This window comes from Nostoc sp. UIC 10890 (assembly GCF_054786515.1).
Genome location: NZ_JBSGKF010000001.1, coordinates 53,781 through 69,213, shown reverse-complemented (window position 1 = coordinate 69,213; position 15,433 = coordinate 53,781). Strand labels below are relative to the sequence as shown.

At 42.0% G+C, this 15,433-nt stretch carries 10 protein-coding genes; 5 read left to right on the top strand and 5 right to left on the bottom strand.

All coding sequences use genetic code 11. From position 1 onward, the window contains the following. Nucleotides 1-519: 519 nt before the first annotated feature. Nucleotides 520-888: a glycoside hydrolase family 15 protein gene (locus ACWATR_RS00250; protein ID WP_460328378.1), complete on the top strand. Its 369-nt coding sequence runs from the start codon at nucleotides 520-522 to the stop codon at nucleotides 886-888. 88 nt (nucleotides 889-976) lie between these two features. After that, nucleotides 977-4,189, top strand: coding sequence for a leucine-rich repeat domain-containing protein (locus ACWATR_RS00245; RefSeq protein WP_460328376.1), 3,213 nt, complete (start codon nucleotides 977-979; stop codon nucleotides 4,187-4,189). 102 nt (nucleotides 4,190-4,291) lie between these two features. Here ACWATR_RS00245 and ACWATR_RS00240 read toward each other — a convergent pair whose 3' ends face one another. The 3 genes from ACWATR_RS00240 to ACWATR_RS00230 form a co-directional block, all read right to left on the bottom strand. Continuing rightward, nucleotides 4,292-4,861 (bottom strand): Uma2 family endonuclease, encoded by a 570-nt coding sequence (locus ACWATR_RS00240; protein ID WP_460328374.1) that lies wholly within the window; start codon nucleotides 4,859-4,861, stop codon nucleotides 4,292-4,294. Between the two features lie 45 nt (nucleotides 4,862-4,906). Beyond that, nucleotides 4,907-5,950 (bottom strand): agmatinase SpeB, encoded by a 1,044-nt coding sequence (gene speB, locus ACWATR_RS00235; protein WP_460328372.1) that lies wholly within the window; start codon nucleotides 5,948-5,950, stop codon nucleotides 4,907-4,909. Nucleotides 5,951-6,091: 141 nt separating this feature from the next. Continuing rightward, the gene (locus tag ACWATR_RS00230) at nucleotides 6,092-6,523 is read right to left on the bottom strand and encodes a nucleoside deaminase (protein WP_460328370.1); all 432 of its coding nucleotides are present in this window, start codon (nucleotides 6,521-6,523) and stop codon (nucleotides 6,092-6,094) included. Between the two features lie 18 nt (nucleotides 6,524-6,541). On the opposite strand from ACWATR_RS00230, the gene ACWATR_RS00225 reads away from it, so the two are divergent. Then, a complete protein-coding gene (locus ACWATR_RS00225; RefSeq protein ID WP_460328368.1) occupies nucleotides 6,542-7,465 on the top strand; it encodes a nucleoside hydrolase in 924 nt (307 codons plus the stop codon). A gap of 286 nt (nucleotides 7,466-7,751) precedes the next feature. Here the strand turns inward: ACWATR_RS00225 and gloA2 are convergent, their stop codons facing one another. Beyond that, complete coding sequence (gloA2, locus tag ACWATR_RS00220; RefSeq protein WP_460328366.1) at nucleotides 7,752-8,138, bottom strand: SMU1112c/YaeR family gloxylase I-like metalloprotein; 387 nt, start codon at nucleotides 8,136-8,138, stop codon at nucleotides 7,752-7,754. Nucleotides 8,139-8,325: 187 nt separating this feature from the next. After that, nucleotides 8,326-13,977: a PAS domain S-box protein gene (locus ACWATR_RS00215; protein WP_460328364.1), complete on the bottom strand. Its 5,652-nt coding sequence runs from the start codon at nucleotides 13,975-13,977 to the stop codon at nucleotides 8,326-8,328. Nucleotides 13,978-14,445: 468 nt separating this feature from the next. Between ACWATR_RS00215 and ACWATR_RS00210 the strand changes: the two genes are divergently transcribed. Together ACWATR_RS00210 and ACWATR_RS00205 are read left to right on the top strand one after the other, a co-directional pair. After that, complete coding sequence (locus ACWATR_RS00210; protein ID WP_069069407.1) at nucleotides 14,446-14,727, top strand: Nif11-like leader peptide family RiPP precursor; 282 nt, start codon at nucleotides 14,446-14,448, stop codon at nucleotides 14,725-14,727. 235 nt (nucleotides 14,728-14,962) lie between these two features. Next, a complete protein-coding gene (locus tag ACWATR_RS00205; RefSeq protein ID WP_069069406.1) occupies nucleotides 14,963-15,253 on the top strand; it encodes a Nif11-like leader peptide family natural product precursor in 291 nt (96 codons plus the stop codon). The last annotated feature ends 180 nt before the right edge of the window (nucleotides 15,254-15,433 follow it).

The window sequence follows — 15,433 nt, the reverse complement described above, 5'->3', positions numbered from 1 at the left end:
TCTCCTGCTTAAGAAAGACATGAAACTGACTTCATCCTTTAAAGATTTCATCCAATAATGAAATTGTGATGAAATTTTTATAGTTCTTTCGGTAGAGATATTTATTATTCCAATGGCTAGAAGCGTTAATTCTTCCAAACCTCTAATGTGGTGTCAGAATCAGCAAAATAGCTAGTAAAAAATTAAACACAAAAAATTAAACACATAGGCAAAATGTGTAATTGATATAAAAATTTCAACGTAGGACAGCTTGCTTCAATTTGGATTCAATCATAAGTTTTCAATATTAGCTATCCTCAAACTTTGCAAATGAAAATACATAGCAAGCAAAAATTCTGAAAAAGTATTATGAGTTATTTATTCCCCTTACCTGCTTAAAGGTCAAAAAGCACTTGTGACAGGTGCTAGTTCTGGAATTGGTGAAGCGATCGCGATTACTAAATTTATCGCCGCCTCTATTACTGGCAGTTCCGCTACGACATCAAACCATTAGAAAATAGTTCTTATGATGAGGGGAAGTTGTATCACAACAGCATTAGTTTGTTGTTGGCACATGAAGATAAAACCTATCCTGGCGCATTAATTGCATCTATGGCTATTCCTTGGGGCGAAGCTAAAGACGACCAAGATCAAGGAGGATATCACCTTGTCTGGACGCGGGATCTGGTCAGTAGTGTATCAGGTTTAGTGGCTGCTGGGGAAACAGATACAGCAGTGCGATCGCAATTGCCCAATTCTCAAAGTCAACAAAGCGATACCTGCGGCGGATTGCGACAACGCCTTTTTAACTCGGCAGTTCGTGTTCAAAGGTGCAAGCTTGGAGTTCAGAGGTGGAATGATGCGATCGTAGATACACAGGATCGCACATTGCCTCAATGCAATTCTTGATACAGGCTACATTATTAATTAGCTCAATTTCTCTGCTGCTCGTCCAAGCAGCAACTCGTCGTCAGGCTTCGCCTCTGTAAAACCCGAAATGACTAACAAAGAACTGCTGCAAATTATTGAACAAGCTGTCACAGACAAGGTGACAAGATTAGACCTTTCTCGCAAACGCTTAACAACGCTGCCACCGGAGATTGTTCAACTCACCAACCTGGAAAGGCTCGACCTTGGCAGTAATCAACTGAGTAGTCTGCCACCGGAAATTGTTCAACTCACCAATCTACAAAGGCTCTACCTCAGCAGTAATCAACTGAGCAGTCTGCCACCGGAAATTGTCCAACTCACCAACCTGCAAACCCTCTACCTCTTCAGTAATCAACTGAGCAGCCTGCCACCGGAAATTGTCCAACTCACCAACCTGCAAACTCTCGACCTCAGCGACAATCAACTGAGCAGTCTGCCACCGGAATTTGGCCAACTTACCAACCTGCAATCCCTCAATCTTAGTGACAATCAACTGAGTAGTCTGCCACCAGAAATTGTCCAACTTACCAACCTGCAATCCCTCAATCTTAGTGACAATCAACTGAGTAGTCTGCCACCAGAAATTGTCCAACTTACCAACCTGCAATCCCTCGACCTCGGCATTAATCAACTGAGAAGTCTGCCACCGGAAATTGTTCAACTCACCAACCTGCAATCCCTCGACCTCCGTAACAATCAACTGAGCAGTCTGCCGCTGGAATTGGGACAACTCACTAACCTGCGATCGCTCAACCTCTTCAACAATCAACTGAGTAGTCTGCCACCAAAAATTGTCCAACTCACTAACCTGCCATCGCTCAACCTGAGCAATAATCAACTGAGTAGTCTGCCACCGGAAATTGTCCAACTCACCAACCTTCAATCGCTCTACCTGAGCAATAATCAACTGAGCAGTCTGCCACCGGAAATCAGACAACTCATCAATCTCCGATCGCTCTACCTCGAAAACAATCAACTGAGCAGTCTGCCACCTGAAATCAGACAACTACCAAACCTGAAAAATTTGGATATTCGTAGAAATCCAGTCCCCATTCCACCAGAGATTTTGGGGTCGAAGGATTTAAACCAAGAGCCGGGTGATATGAATGAAATTCTCGATTTCTATTTTCGCGTGCAAAATCCAGATGAAACAGAACCCTTCTACGAAGCAAAATTCTTAATTATTGGCGAAGGAGGAGCCGGCAAAACCTCTTTAGCTAAGAAAATTGCAGATGAAAACTATAAACTCCAGCCAGATGAGGAATCAACCGAAGGCATTGAAGTAATCCAGTGGCACTTTACACTGCCCAATGGCAAAGATTTTCGCGTCAACATCTGGGATTTTGGCGGTCAGGAAGTCTACCACCAAACCCATCAGTTTTTCCTCAGCAAGCGATCGCTCTATGCTTTAGTTGCTGATACTCGCAAAGAAAACACTGATTTTTACTGGTGGCTAAAGGTTGTTGAACTTTTGAGCGACAAAAGCCCAGTTTTTATTATCAAAAACGAAAAACAAGACCGTGATTGCCAAGTCAATGAGCGCCAAATGCGAGGAGAATTCAGCAACCTAGAAAAAATACTGGCAACCAACTTAGATACTAATCGCGGTTTAGCAGAGATTAAAGACGCAATTCAGCTTTACATCAGCAATCTTGAACATGTTGGTACACCTCTACCAAAACTCTGGGTAAGGGTCAGAGCAGCGCTAGAGAACGATTCCCGAAATTATATCAGCTTTGAAGAATACCGTACCCTTTGCCGAGACAATAATTTAACTGACCGTAAAGATATGCTGCGCTTAAGCAACTATCTCCATGACCTGGGCGTTTGCCTGCATTTTCAAGACAATTCTGCACTTAAACACTACGTCATCCTTAAACCCGAATGGGGAACTACTGCCGTCTACAATGTTTTAGACAATGACAATGTTAAGAAAAAGTTGGGTTATTTTACCAAAAACGACCTCGAAGATATTTGGAAAAGCGGCGAATATGCAGATATGGGAGATGAACTCCTGCAATTAATGATGCAGTTCAAGCTTTGCTACGAAATTCCCGGTAATCGTGACACCTATGTTGCACCTCAATTGCTCTCCATTGAAAAAGCTGATTATACCTGGGACGATCGCAATAACTTTATCCTGCGCTACACCTATACATTCATGCCCAAAGGCATCCTCACCCGCTTTATTGTCGAGACGCACCCTTGGATTGAACATCAAAAACTCGTTTGGAAAAGCGGTGTTGTTCTCAACAAAGACCAAACTCGTGCAGAAGTCATTGAAAATTACGAGCAACGGGAAATTAAAATCCGTGTAGCCGGAAACCGCAAAAAAGAATTGATGGCTGTCGTCACCCATGAACTCGAAAAAATCCACAACTCTTATGAACGTTTGCAATATCAAACCCTAGTTCCTTGTAACTGTGAGACTTGCAAAAATCTGCCTATACCTTATTCTTATTCTCTGCAAAAACTCAACAAACGCTTAAACGCTGGTCGTTATCAAATTGAGTGCGAAAACAGCTATGAAATGGTAGATGTCCGCAAGTTAATTGATGATGTCATGTTCCAATCTGCGACAGCAGATAAGGAACTCAACACCCAAGTTGCACAGTTGCAAAACGAACTGGAGCGAAAGCGAGATGAATCATTGACACATCGGTTACGATATGGCAATCAAGAAGAAAAACCCATCATGAATACTCAATCTGCAATGGAATTCGAGAAGGAAATTTTCATCTCTTATGCTTGGAGAGGAGAAAGTGAAGAATTTGTCAATAGTCTAGATAAAGTATTTAATTTAAAAAATATAACTATTGTTCGAGATATGCGAGATTTACGATATAAAGGGCTAATTAAAGAGTTTATGCAACGAATTGGTCGTGGAAAATGTATAATTACTATAATTAGCGATCGCTATCTCAAGTCACCCAATTGTATGTTTGAGCTAGTACAAATTGCTAAAAATGGAAACTTTTATGATCGCATTTTCCCGATTGTTTTATCAGATGCAAAAATATATGATCCTGTTGACCGTGCCGATTATGTAATCCATTGGGAAATAAAAATTCAAGAACTAGAAGCAAAAATTAAATTATTATCTTCCTCTGCAAATATACCAAGTTTGCAAAGGTCAATCAACGAATATATAGAAATTAGAAGCACTATTGATGGACTAGTGGATATTATCCAAAACATGAATACACTGACAGCAGATATTCACAGCCAAACAGAACATGAGGAATTACTGAATGCGATCGCACACCGTTTAGATGAGTAAAAATAGACTATTAGTGAAGTTTAAAGGTGAAGCGATGTCTCCGACGGGCTACTCCTAAGACCTTTTTACTCGACAATTCATGTTCCAATTACGAATTACGAATTACGAATTACGAATTGGTATTAGCCACCCAAAAACCTGCTCAACCGTCAAATCCAGTGTTAAAAACTTTGGTGTGGGAAGACAATCGCTACCTATCAACTCAATAGGTTCCTGTCCTGGTAAAAATGCTAAAATCAGTCGTTCCTCTGGATCGATTAACCATCCTAGCTGAGTACCATGTTTAAGGCAGTGCAAAATATTACTGATAACTTTAGTAGCTCTTTGCTCAGGTGAAAGAATTTCTACAGTCCAGTCGGGATAAATTTCAAAAGCATTGGGTACTTCGCCATCAGCTTCAAAAGGGATTCGTTCCCAAATGAATACAGCAGCATCGGGAACAATAGAACGTCCACCAAAGCTACAACGCAATTCTGGAAAGGCGAGGGCAATTTGTGACGTTTTGGCAACTTGATTTACAGCATCACAAAACTTGAGTTGCAAACGAGAGTGTTTGCCTTGAGGCATAGGTTTCTGGTAAATTCGACCGTCAATAAACTCACTGGCAGGCTTGGTTTCTGGCAGTTTGAGGAATTCTTCGAGGGTGAGAGACGAAGGTGTTGCTGTTGTCATCGCCTTGAGTTCAGTATCATTGCCACTCTGCCAAAATTTTATCGCTTATATTTTCTGCTGAGATAAATCCATCAAGTTTGCCAGCTTGTAAACTACCCGCGCCCCCACATTACCATCCCACTCAGCATCCCCAACTTCGCAGAGATCAAAGCCAATAATTTTTCTGCCACTATTGATCAATTCCCGGAACAGACAAAAAGTTTGCTCTAATTCCAACCCACCTGGAACAGGAGTACCTGTACTCGGACAGAGTTTTGGATCTAGACCATCTATATCAAAGCTAATATGAACATACTCAGGTAAATGACTGATAATTTCTCGGCATAAATCAATCCAAGTTGTTCCAGAGTAAAGCTTTTGCTTAATAGCTGGGTCGTAATAAGCAATAATGCGACTATCAGATTGGTCAATCATTTGCACTTCATCATGACTAATATCACGCAAACCCACCTGCACCAGCTTGGAAATTTGCGGTATTTTCATCGCATTAAACATGATAGACGCATGAGAAAACTCAAATCCCTCATAAGCATCGCGTAAATCTGCGTGGGCATCAATATGCAAAATGCCATAGTTTGAGTATTTAGCCGCTAATGCTTGAAAATAACCTAAAGGTGAACTGTGATCTCCACCAATGACTGCAACTCGCTTACCATGATTAATTGCTTCTTGACAATTTTCAAACAGCCATTGATTCACCTGTTCACCAGCCTGATTAATTTCTGTCAGCACAGGTGTTAAATCTGGTGTATCTGAGAGTTGTTTACCTTGGGCTAATCGCTCAATAATTTTTGCTGCCAAAGTACGATAATATGTGTTCTTCTCTAAAATATCTTGGGGAATTTCCACCATGAAAATTCCCTGTTTCCAACCATTAGGGTTATCAAAATCGAACAAATCTAGTTGAGTTGAAGCATCTAGAATTCGCTGTGGGCCGTTAGCAGTGCCAGCACCATAGGAAACAGTGACTTCCCACGGCACACCAAAGACAATCAGGTTTGCAGAGTCGTAATCGCAAGGCAAACCTAAGAGGTTGCCATTTACTTCACCTACGCCGCTGGGATTGTAGTCTTGTAGTTGATTACTCATCAAATATCTTCTGGATTTAGGTAGATGGACAGCACGCCGCCGAGTGGACATCTGCATTGTAATACAAACAAACAAAGTAGAAAGTGGGGAAGCAGGGGAAGAAGAACTATTGATCAATCCCCAATCCCCAACCCCCAATAACTATTTACCAATATCTTCATTCCATAGTTCGGGGTTAGTTTCAATAAACTCACTCATCATTTGTTCGCATTCGTCAAGATTAAGATCAATTACTTCCACGCCGTGAGATACCATAAATTCTTTAGCACCAGGAAAAGTTCTGGATTCTCCAGCGATGACTTTTTTAATGCCAAATTGTACCACTGCCCCAGCGCACAAGTAACACGGCATTAAGGTTGAATAGAGTGTTGTACCTCTATAACTGCCAACCCTTCCAGCATTGCGGAGACAATCGATTTCGGCATGGGTGACAGGATCGCCGTCTTGCACACGTTTATTGTGTCCTCTGCCGAGAATTTTGCCATCCTTGACGAGAACCGAACCAATGGGAATTCCACCTTCTTGTCTGCCTTGTTTTGCTTCCTGAATTGCAGCTTTGATAAACTCATCCATATTAATAATTCTCCTTTTATGTCAAAACAACTAGTATTAATGGATCACGATGGTGGTGTAGATGATTATCTGGCAACTATGCTGCTGTTGACGATGGATCATATTGAACTCCTTGGTGTTGTCGTCACTCCAGCAGATTGTTACGTTCAACCGGCTGTTAGCGCCACACGTAAAATTATAGATTTGATGGGATTTTCTCATATCCCGGTTGCAGAAAGTACTGTGCGCGGGATTAATCCATTTCCTACTCTCTATCGCCGTGATTCGTTTATCGTTGACCATCTCCCAATTCTCAATCAAAGGGAAACCATCACTACGCCTCTGCTTGCCGAAACAGGTCAAGATTTTATGATTCAGGTGTTACGTGACGCATTAACCCCCGTAACGTTGATGGTAACTGGGCCGTTGACGACGGTTGCAGTAGCATTGGACAAAGCACCAGACATTGAAGCCAAGATTCACAAGATTGTGTGGATGGGGGGTGCGTTAAATGTCCCTGGTAATGTAGAAAAAAGTCTGGAAGCGGGACAAGATGGTTCTGCCGAATGGAATGTTTATTGGGACGCGGTTTCAGCCGCGCGGGTATGGCAAACCCAAATTGAAATTATTATGTGTCCTTTAGATTTAACCAATAATGTCCCTGTCACATCAGAATTAGTGAAAAAAATGGGACGACAACGCCAGTATTCCATCTCTGATTTAGCTGGACAATGTTATGCACTAGTTATCCCCCAAGATTATTATTTTTGGGATGTTTTAGCAACAGCTTATTTGGGACATCCAGAATTTTATCAACTGCGCGAATGGGAAACAGAAATTATCACCACTGGTCTTAGTCAGGGGCGTACTAAAGTGGTTCCCGGTGGTCGGAAAATTTATGCAATGGATAAAGTAGATAAAGAGGCTTTTTATAATTACATTTTGCAGCAATGGGCAAGATAAAAAATAAGCCCCTACAGCGGATAGTTTTGCTTCAGGAGACAAGAGGATGAAGACTGTTATTGCTGGAGTAACCCATGCTTAAAAAAGTGGGATTGGAGCAGAGATAACGCTAGATGCACAACTTGATCAAAAATTAAATAGGAGTCTTATAATCCTTGATTAGGATATTAAAGTTCAATCGGGTTCATTTAAGGGCTAGTTGTACGAAATTGTGGGTTTTTTAGACGCGATAAATCGCCGTCTCTATAAGTGTTTTGGTCTTATCTGAACTGTATTGTATTAAAGCTTAATTTTCATAAATCTCTAATGGCAAATTATCTGGGTCTTTAAAGAAAGTAAATTTTTTACTTGTAATTTCGTCAATTCTAATATTTTCTGTTTCGACACCTTGGGATTTTAAGTAATCAACAGTTTTTTCTATATCATCAACTTTAAAAGCAAGATGTCTTAAACCACAAGCTTCTGGACTACTAAATCTTTGGGGAGGATTTGGGAAAGAGAATAACTCTATCTGAGCACTTTCTCCAATTCGTAAATCTAATTTATAAGAATTTCTCTCGGCGCGAAAAGTCTCTTCAATAATCGGAAAGCCTAAAGTTTCGACATAAAATTTTTTCGAGCGTTCATAGTCAGAACAAATAATAGCTACATGATGAATTCCAGTAGTTTTCATGTGTACTTTTTAAGCTACTAATCATTTACCTATAGCACTTTTAGCAGAGTTTTGCTAGTCTTGGCAAGATAAGGGCTTTAGCAAAGTGCTAATCTGGAAAATGCAAACCTTAATGCCATCAGCCTTAAAGATGCTGATTTACACAGTCCTCAAATATCTGACTTCCGGCAATTTACCCGCTCTGAACTCAGTTACAATTTTCCTCCGTTAGACTGATAATTTCATCGAAGCAGAAGCTTCTGACTAAATTTGCCAATTTTTCTGCCAAAGCAGAATGTGTTGGTGGAATTTGCTCAATTAGTTGGAAAATCCTTTCAGCATCGACTTCGACGGCTGCCTGATTAAGTTCTGTTACCCATTGAGCAGGCATAACGGTAATTGCAGAGCGAAGATCCAAGATAGAAAATTGAATATTATCTAGGTTGTTGTCTGTTGTATCTTCACTGCTTTCTTCTGCGTAAACATAACGCACCTGCAAATATTCAGCTATCTTTTCAAAAATCACCTGCTCCCGGAATGGCTTACGAACCAAGTCGTTGCAACCTGCGGCTAAGATACTTGCTTGTTGTTCTTCAAAAGCACTGGCGGTTAGGGCAATAATTACGGTGCGGTGATTTGTAGTTATATTTTTTTCCCTGGCTCTAATCTCTTTTGTTGCATCGTAACCGTTCATTACAGGCATCCGCATATCCATCCAAATTAGGTGAGGTTGCCAGGTTTGCCAAATAGCGATCGCTTCTTGTCCATTATTCGCAGCTTTAATCTCAAAACCAATGCTACCAAGAAGTTGCACAATTAAATCGCGGTTTTCTTTGCGGTCATCCACTACCAGAACACGGTAAGATGGTTGGTCTGCTGCTAGCTTGAGTACACGCCCCTTACTCAATTTTGGTGCAGCTTTCAAGGCTGCGGCTAAATTCACTTGAATGTCAAAACTAAAAGTAGATCCTTGCCCAACGCTACTCGTCAAGTGAATATCGCCCCCCAGTAACCGCACAAATTGACGGCTGATAGTCAGCCCTAGTCCAGTTCCCTCCTTGGTTTGGATACCGCTTGTTGTCTGAACAAAAGGCTGAAACAAGTTATTCATTTCTTCTGGTGCTATTCCTCGTCCAGTGTCTTCGACTTCAAAGTGAAGGGATGGGGAAGAGGCAGAGGGGCAGGGAGCGGGGGGCAGAGGTCTATGGCAGAAACCTCTAACGCTGACCGGGGGGGCAGAGGGGCAGAGGGGCAGAGGGGAAAGACTTACTGCAACTTCTCCCCTGCTCCCCTGCTCCCCTGCTCCTCTGCTCCCCTGCTCCCCGCTCCCTAATCTGACTCGTAAAGTTACTCCCCCTGTTTGAGTGAACTTGACGGCGTTACCCAAAAGGTTAATAAGAACTTGGCGGAGTTTTCCTTCATCTGTCTGGATGTAACGGGGAAGATTGGGAGCAATTTCAAATCTGAGGAACAATTGCTTTGTTTGTGCCCTTACCTGGAACATTTCTTGTAATGTTTGCAACAGCAGATAAAGGTCGAAGTCTTCAGGGTTGAAAATGATTTGTCCAGCCTCAATTTTGGACATTTCTAGGACATCGTTAATCAGGTTGAGCAAGTGTTCTCCACTGCGGTTAATGGTAGCTAAAGATTCACGTTGGTTTGAGTTGAGACTAGTATCTCGTTCCATTAACTGAGAAAAACCCAGAATCGCATTCAGAGGCGTGCGAAGTTCGTGACTCATGTTAGCGAGGAAAGCACTTTTGGCACGGTTGGCAGTTTCGGCGGCTTCTTTGGCAATTCTCAGCGCTTCTTCTGCTTGATGTCTGGCTCGACCGATCGCAATTATTTCACCTACCAGCTTTAATAGATTTAGATCCTCTTGACTCCAGGTTTGACACAAGTGAATCATCGCTGTACCGACAAATCCAACGACTTTGCCAGAGTGAAGCATGGGTACAGCAACTACAGACTGAAACGACATCCCCTCAAATAGCTTTCTCTCTGCTGTATCAGGTGACAATTCTGCTACACAAGGGATTTGTATATGGTTGCCACGCAGGATTGGAGCATAAAAATAGGGAAAGCTTTCCACAGGAGATCCTTTAGCAAGATCAATCAATGGCTCGACACCTTCGCCACACCATTCATGAATGAGGTCGAATCGGCTTTGATCTTCGGATAATTCAAAGATGCAACTGTGTTCGGCACTAATAAACTCAGCGATCGCTCGCAGTGTAAAATTAATTGCTGTTTCTAAATTTTGGTCAATAAATTGGCGAGAAATGCTACTGAGTAAACTTTCTGCTTGAGTCCGACGTTGTAAAGCTGCTTCTGCTTGTTTGCGATCGCTAATATCACGAGCTACACCCACAATCTGAAAATTACCTTGGGCATCTTGTGTGCGGACTGCATTAGCAGTTAGCCAAACCCAGCCTTTAGTTCGATGTTTGGCGCGGTACTCAGTTCCCGAAATTCCCTCACCTGTTGCCAGGATAGTTTGGGCGGCTTCAAAACATACTGGCACATCATCAGGATGAGTAAATAATGCCAAAGAATTGCCCTCCATTTCACTGGGGGCAAATCCGGTGGTGTTCAATATATTAGGAGAAATATAGTTAAATACCCCATCAGGACTGATGACAAACAGCATATCGTTGACCTTTTCAACGATAGTGCGAAACTTTAACTCACTTTGTTGTAGGGCTGCTTCTGCTTGTTTTCGTTCCAATTCAGCACCGGCACGGGCAGCAAAGATTTTAAGAATGAGTTCCCGTCCCGGATCGTGCTTCATTGGTTTGACATCTATCACTGCTAGATGTCCGATGATTTCGCCGGATGAACTGGTTAGAGGAACGCCAAAAAAACTCTCGGCATTCATCTTCACTAAATCTGCATCTTGGGGGAAAGCGGCTTGTACTGCTTGAGGGTAGTGACAGAGGTTGCCTTCCAAGGTATGTTCACAAGGAGTACCTTGCAATTCATACTCCAAGTTTTCGTTAATAGCCCCGCCACACCAAAATGCTAAAGTGCGGACTTTAGTTTTTGGCTCATCACCAAACTCAGTAACTAGAGCATATTGAACTTGCAATACCTCAGCAAGATAACGAACGCAGGAATTGAAAAATTCATCACCTGTTTTTGCTGCTGTGCCCTCAACAATTAAGCGTAAAGCTTGTTCTTGCTGTTTACGTTCGCTAATATCTGTAAAAACAGAATCGAGACAGGATTCTTCGGCATTGAGGCGCAGTGACAACAGTAACCAAACAACCGAACCATCGAGTCGTCGCAGTGCTATTTCAAAATTACGAACTTCACCGTCCTTTTCTAACTCTGCTAGCATCCGCGTGCGATCGCCTGGATTAACATATAAGTCAGTTGTGAAATACTTGCCAATTAAGTCAGCAGCAGAGGAAAAACCTAATATCTCAGCACCACGTTGATTAGCATCGATAATCAATCCATCTTTTTGGCAGGTGCGGAAAATCCCCACTTGGGAATTTTCAAAGATGTTGCGGTATTTCATTTCACTACGACGCAAAGCTTCTTCTGCTTGCTTGCGTTCTGTAATATCGCGTCCCACACCTGCGATCGCAATTTCACCGTTGGGAGTGTTGATTGTGGAAGTGTTAAAGTTGAACCATCGCCAGCTACCGTCTTTGTGTCGCAATCGCACCTCAATATCAGTCAGCTTTTCGCCAGTTAGAGCTTTTTGTAAGGCAGTGACGCTAATTGCTAAATCTTCAGGTTTGGTAAACTCCACCACCGAATGACCTTCTACTTCCTCCAGGCTGTAACCCAAAATTGCAGTCACATTTGGCGAGTGATAAGTAAAAATTCCCTCTGGCGAAAGGACAAATATCAGATCATTGGCATTTTCAACAATGCTGCGGAATTTTAACTCACTTTCCTGGAGGGCTGCTTGGACGCGTTTGCGTTCTGTGGCATCGGTGCCTACTGAAAGTATTTCGACTAAGTTTCCTTGTTCATCTAAAATAGGTTTATTGGCCCAGACTATCCAAACGCGATCGCCATTTTGGCATAAGTTTTCATTTTCGTTGAATAAATAGTTTTCTGGGTGTTGACAAATATCAACCATTAATGTCTGTAAGTCCCGCCCAGAAGTTTCGGTTTCTGGAACAATTGTGCCGATAACATTACGCCCGATAATTTCATCTAAATCGAAACCAAAAAGCCTTTGACCATAATCATTTAAAAATATGATGTCGCCGTTACCATCCCAACGTAGAATGATGCAGTTGGCTGTTTGCACCAAATCCCGATACTGGACTTCGCTTTGTCGCAAGGCTTCCTCAGTGCGTTTACGAGCAGTAATATCGCGCACTATCGCTAAGATGTGCGGCTTACCGTTGTAAATGCAAGTTGTCCCTTTCACTTCCACATCTATCAAAGTGCCATCTTTGCAGATATCAACTGCGGGCCCATAAAATTGCTCACCAGATTGTGTTGTTTCGAGAAACTCCAAGAAAACAGAATGTGAGTCTGGGTGAATGTAAACAGATGGATGTAACGTGAGAAATTCTTCATAAGAGTAACCGTGCATCTGACAAGCCGCAGGATTAACTTCGGTGACTTTTTCAGTTTCTATTTCAGTAATAAATAGTCCATCATTAATAGCTTCAAAAATACTGCGATATTGTAGCTCACTTTGTCGCAGTGCTTCTTCTGCCCTTTGGCGTTGGGTAATGTCACGGAAACTCCACACTCTACCAATAATCTGTTCGCCGATGCGTTGAGGACAGGAATAGCGCTCAAATATTCTGCCATCGCGCAATTCTAATGAGTCGTAACTAACTAGCTCTGGCTGTGAGTATAATTCTCGGACTCGTTGCAAAAATACATCTGGTTCTTTTAGCTGGTTTGCCAGATACGCCAACCGCTTAGGATGATCTGGTTCTGTCAAAAGTTCTGGTGGAATTGACCACATTTCTAAGAACTTTTGGTTGTAACTAGTGATATTACTTAAGCTATCGACTACTAAGATACCATCTTGAATCGATTCAAAGATGGCGCTTAACAGAGATAAAGAGTTTTCTAAGGCTACTTGAGTTTGTTTGCGATCGCTCAAATCCCGCCCTAAAACCACCAAAGCTTTGCGTCTACCATCCTGGTGAAATAGGGGAGCTTTAATCATATCTACACTGCTCACCGTCCCATCAGGTCGAGGTATAACTTCTTCTACCCGATGCACACATCCCAGCTGCCAAGCTTGTTCATCTGTTTTGTCGCAGTTGAGCAAAGCATCGTGATAAAAATTGCTAAATTCTGCTAGTTCTGAGTCTGTTTTGCCTTGATAATCAACCCCTTGTAGCTGTAAAAATTCCAGGTTAGCCTGGTTTGACAGCAACCATTTTCCCTCGCCGTCTTTTAAACAGATAATATCTGGTGTAGCGTTAATTAATGTCTGCAAACGCTCCTCAATCTCTTGCAAAGATTCTTGAGTTCGTTGAGTCAGTGTGATATCCCGCATCACCAATATTGCACAGCGATCGTCAGTCAGCCCGCTACAATTACCAGAGATTTGTAGTGTTAAAGTATGCTCACCCTGCTGGAACTGGTAATTTGCTGTTTCGTACTCACCATTGAGTATCCGCACATCAGGATAGCAAGGTAAATCAACTGGTTGTCCTGCTTGTGCTAGGGGTAACAGGTCAGTTAACTTTGTGTCGGTGACAGTGTTGTGGGGCTGATTAACCAAACCCTCAAAGCTAGAATTGCACCATTGGATGCGGCGGTCTTCTCCTACCCAGACTACAGCATCAGCGATCGCACCTAATGTCACTTCCATTTTGGTGAGGGTAGCTTGCAATTGCTTCACCTGCTCCAATTGTTTAGCGCTCATCACCAACTCCTTAATATCTCCTAGATAGATCAATCAATTTGGTATAGCGATTGTATCTTTAGTTGATCATCAGGATATTTAACTACAGCAAAACTACATATTGGCTTAAAATGTTACAGCAGCTACGCAGATATCAGCATCATAGAGATAGCAGGGAGCAACAAGAGGGAAAAAGGGTAAAGGGTAAAGGGTAAAGGGTAAAGGGTAAAGGGTAAAGGGTAAAGGGTAAAGGGTAAAGGATGAAGAAGAAATAAACCTTTTCCCCCTTACCCATTCCCCTTTGCCCTTCTTACCCATGCCCCATCCCCAATTAATCTGTGCTGAAAAATTTTTCCGCAATTGCACTTATCTCCCCTAGTTCTCCCCTATTTCTTTCTAAATTCAAATCAGAAAAGCAGAGAACACCGCCCAAAACAAGCGCACAATCTCTGCCGGATGAATAACTCAATCAAAACGGAGAACAAACGTATGCTACACCAAATCAAAGATTTGCTTCAAAACGCCCAACTACAACAGCAAGTAAAAGCAGCAGCTAACCAAGCAGAAGCCATCAAAGTGTTAGCGATCGCTAGTGCAGAAAAAGGTTACAACTTTACAGTTGAAGCTATCTCTCAAATGCTGTCCGAACTAACCTTTGTGGATTCTAACGAACTGAGTGAAGAAGAATTACTCAGTGTTAGTGGTGGATTGATGGCTGATAGTGCGCCTAAGCTATGTCATACAGAAGGTTGTGGTGGCGGACACTGCTAAAAAAGGTATGTAGCTTCTCCTTGGCATTGTAGCCTCCAAGGTCAGGTTGTTTTTCTAAAACAGCTTTTTATATCCAACTTTCCCAATATTTTAATTTGGATAATTTCCATACTTGGTACTGAGGCTCAACGCAGAAGGAAATGCTGCATAACAAATTCCCTCTTTACTTTTTTAATCAAGAAAAAGAGGGAATTCAATTAACAATTACTATCACCAAATCGGAGAAAATAAAATTATGTTGTCACAAATTCAAAGCCTACTTCAAAATAGCCAACTACGCGAGAATATACAAGCAGCAGTTACCCAAACAGAAGCCATCAAACTGTTGCTAATTGCCAGTGCAGAAAAAGGTTATACCTTCACAGCCGAAAGCGTAGCTCAAATGCTGTCAGAACTGACCTTTGTAGACTCCAACGAACTGAGCGAAGAAGAATTACTCAGTGTTAGTGGCGGTGCAATGGCTGATAGTGCGCCCAAACTATGCCACACAGCCGGCTGTGGTGGCGGACACTGCTATCTCTCATAATTCGTAATTTTTGGTCTTTATCTGTTGGGGACTTGTACCCCAACTAATTCAATTAAGAATTACAAGTTATTTTAATTATGCCTACCTAATTAGTACTTAATTTAAAACTTATTTCAGAGGATGTTTTAAAAGTCGTGATTGATGTATCAAATATTTTTTACCCCTCCCTAACCCTCCCCT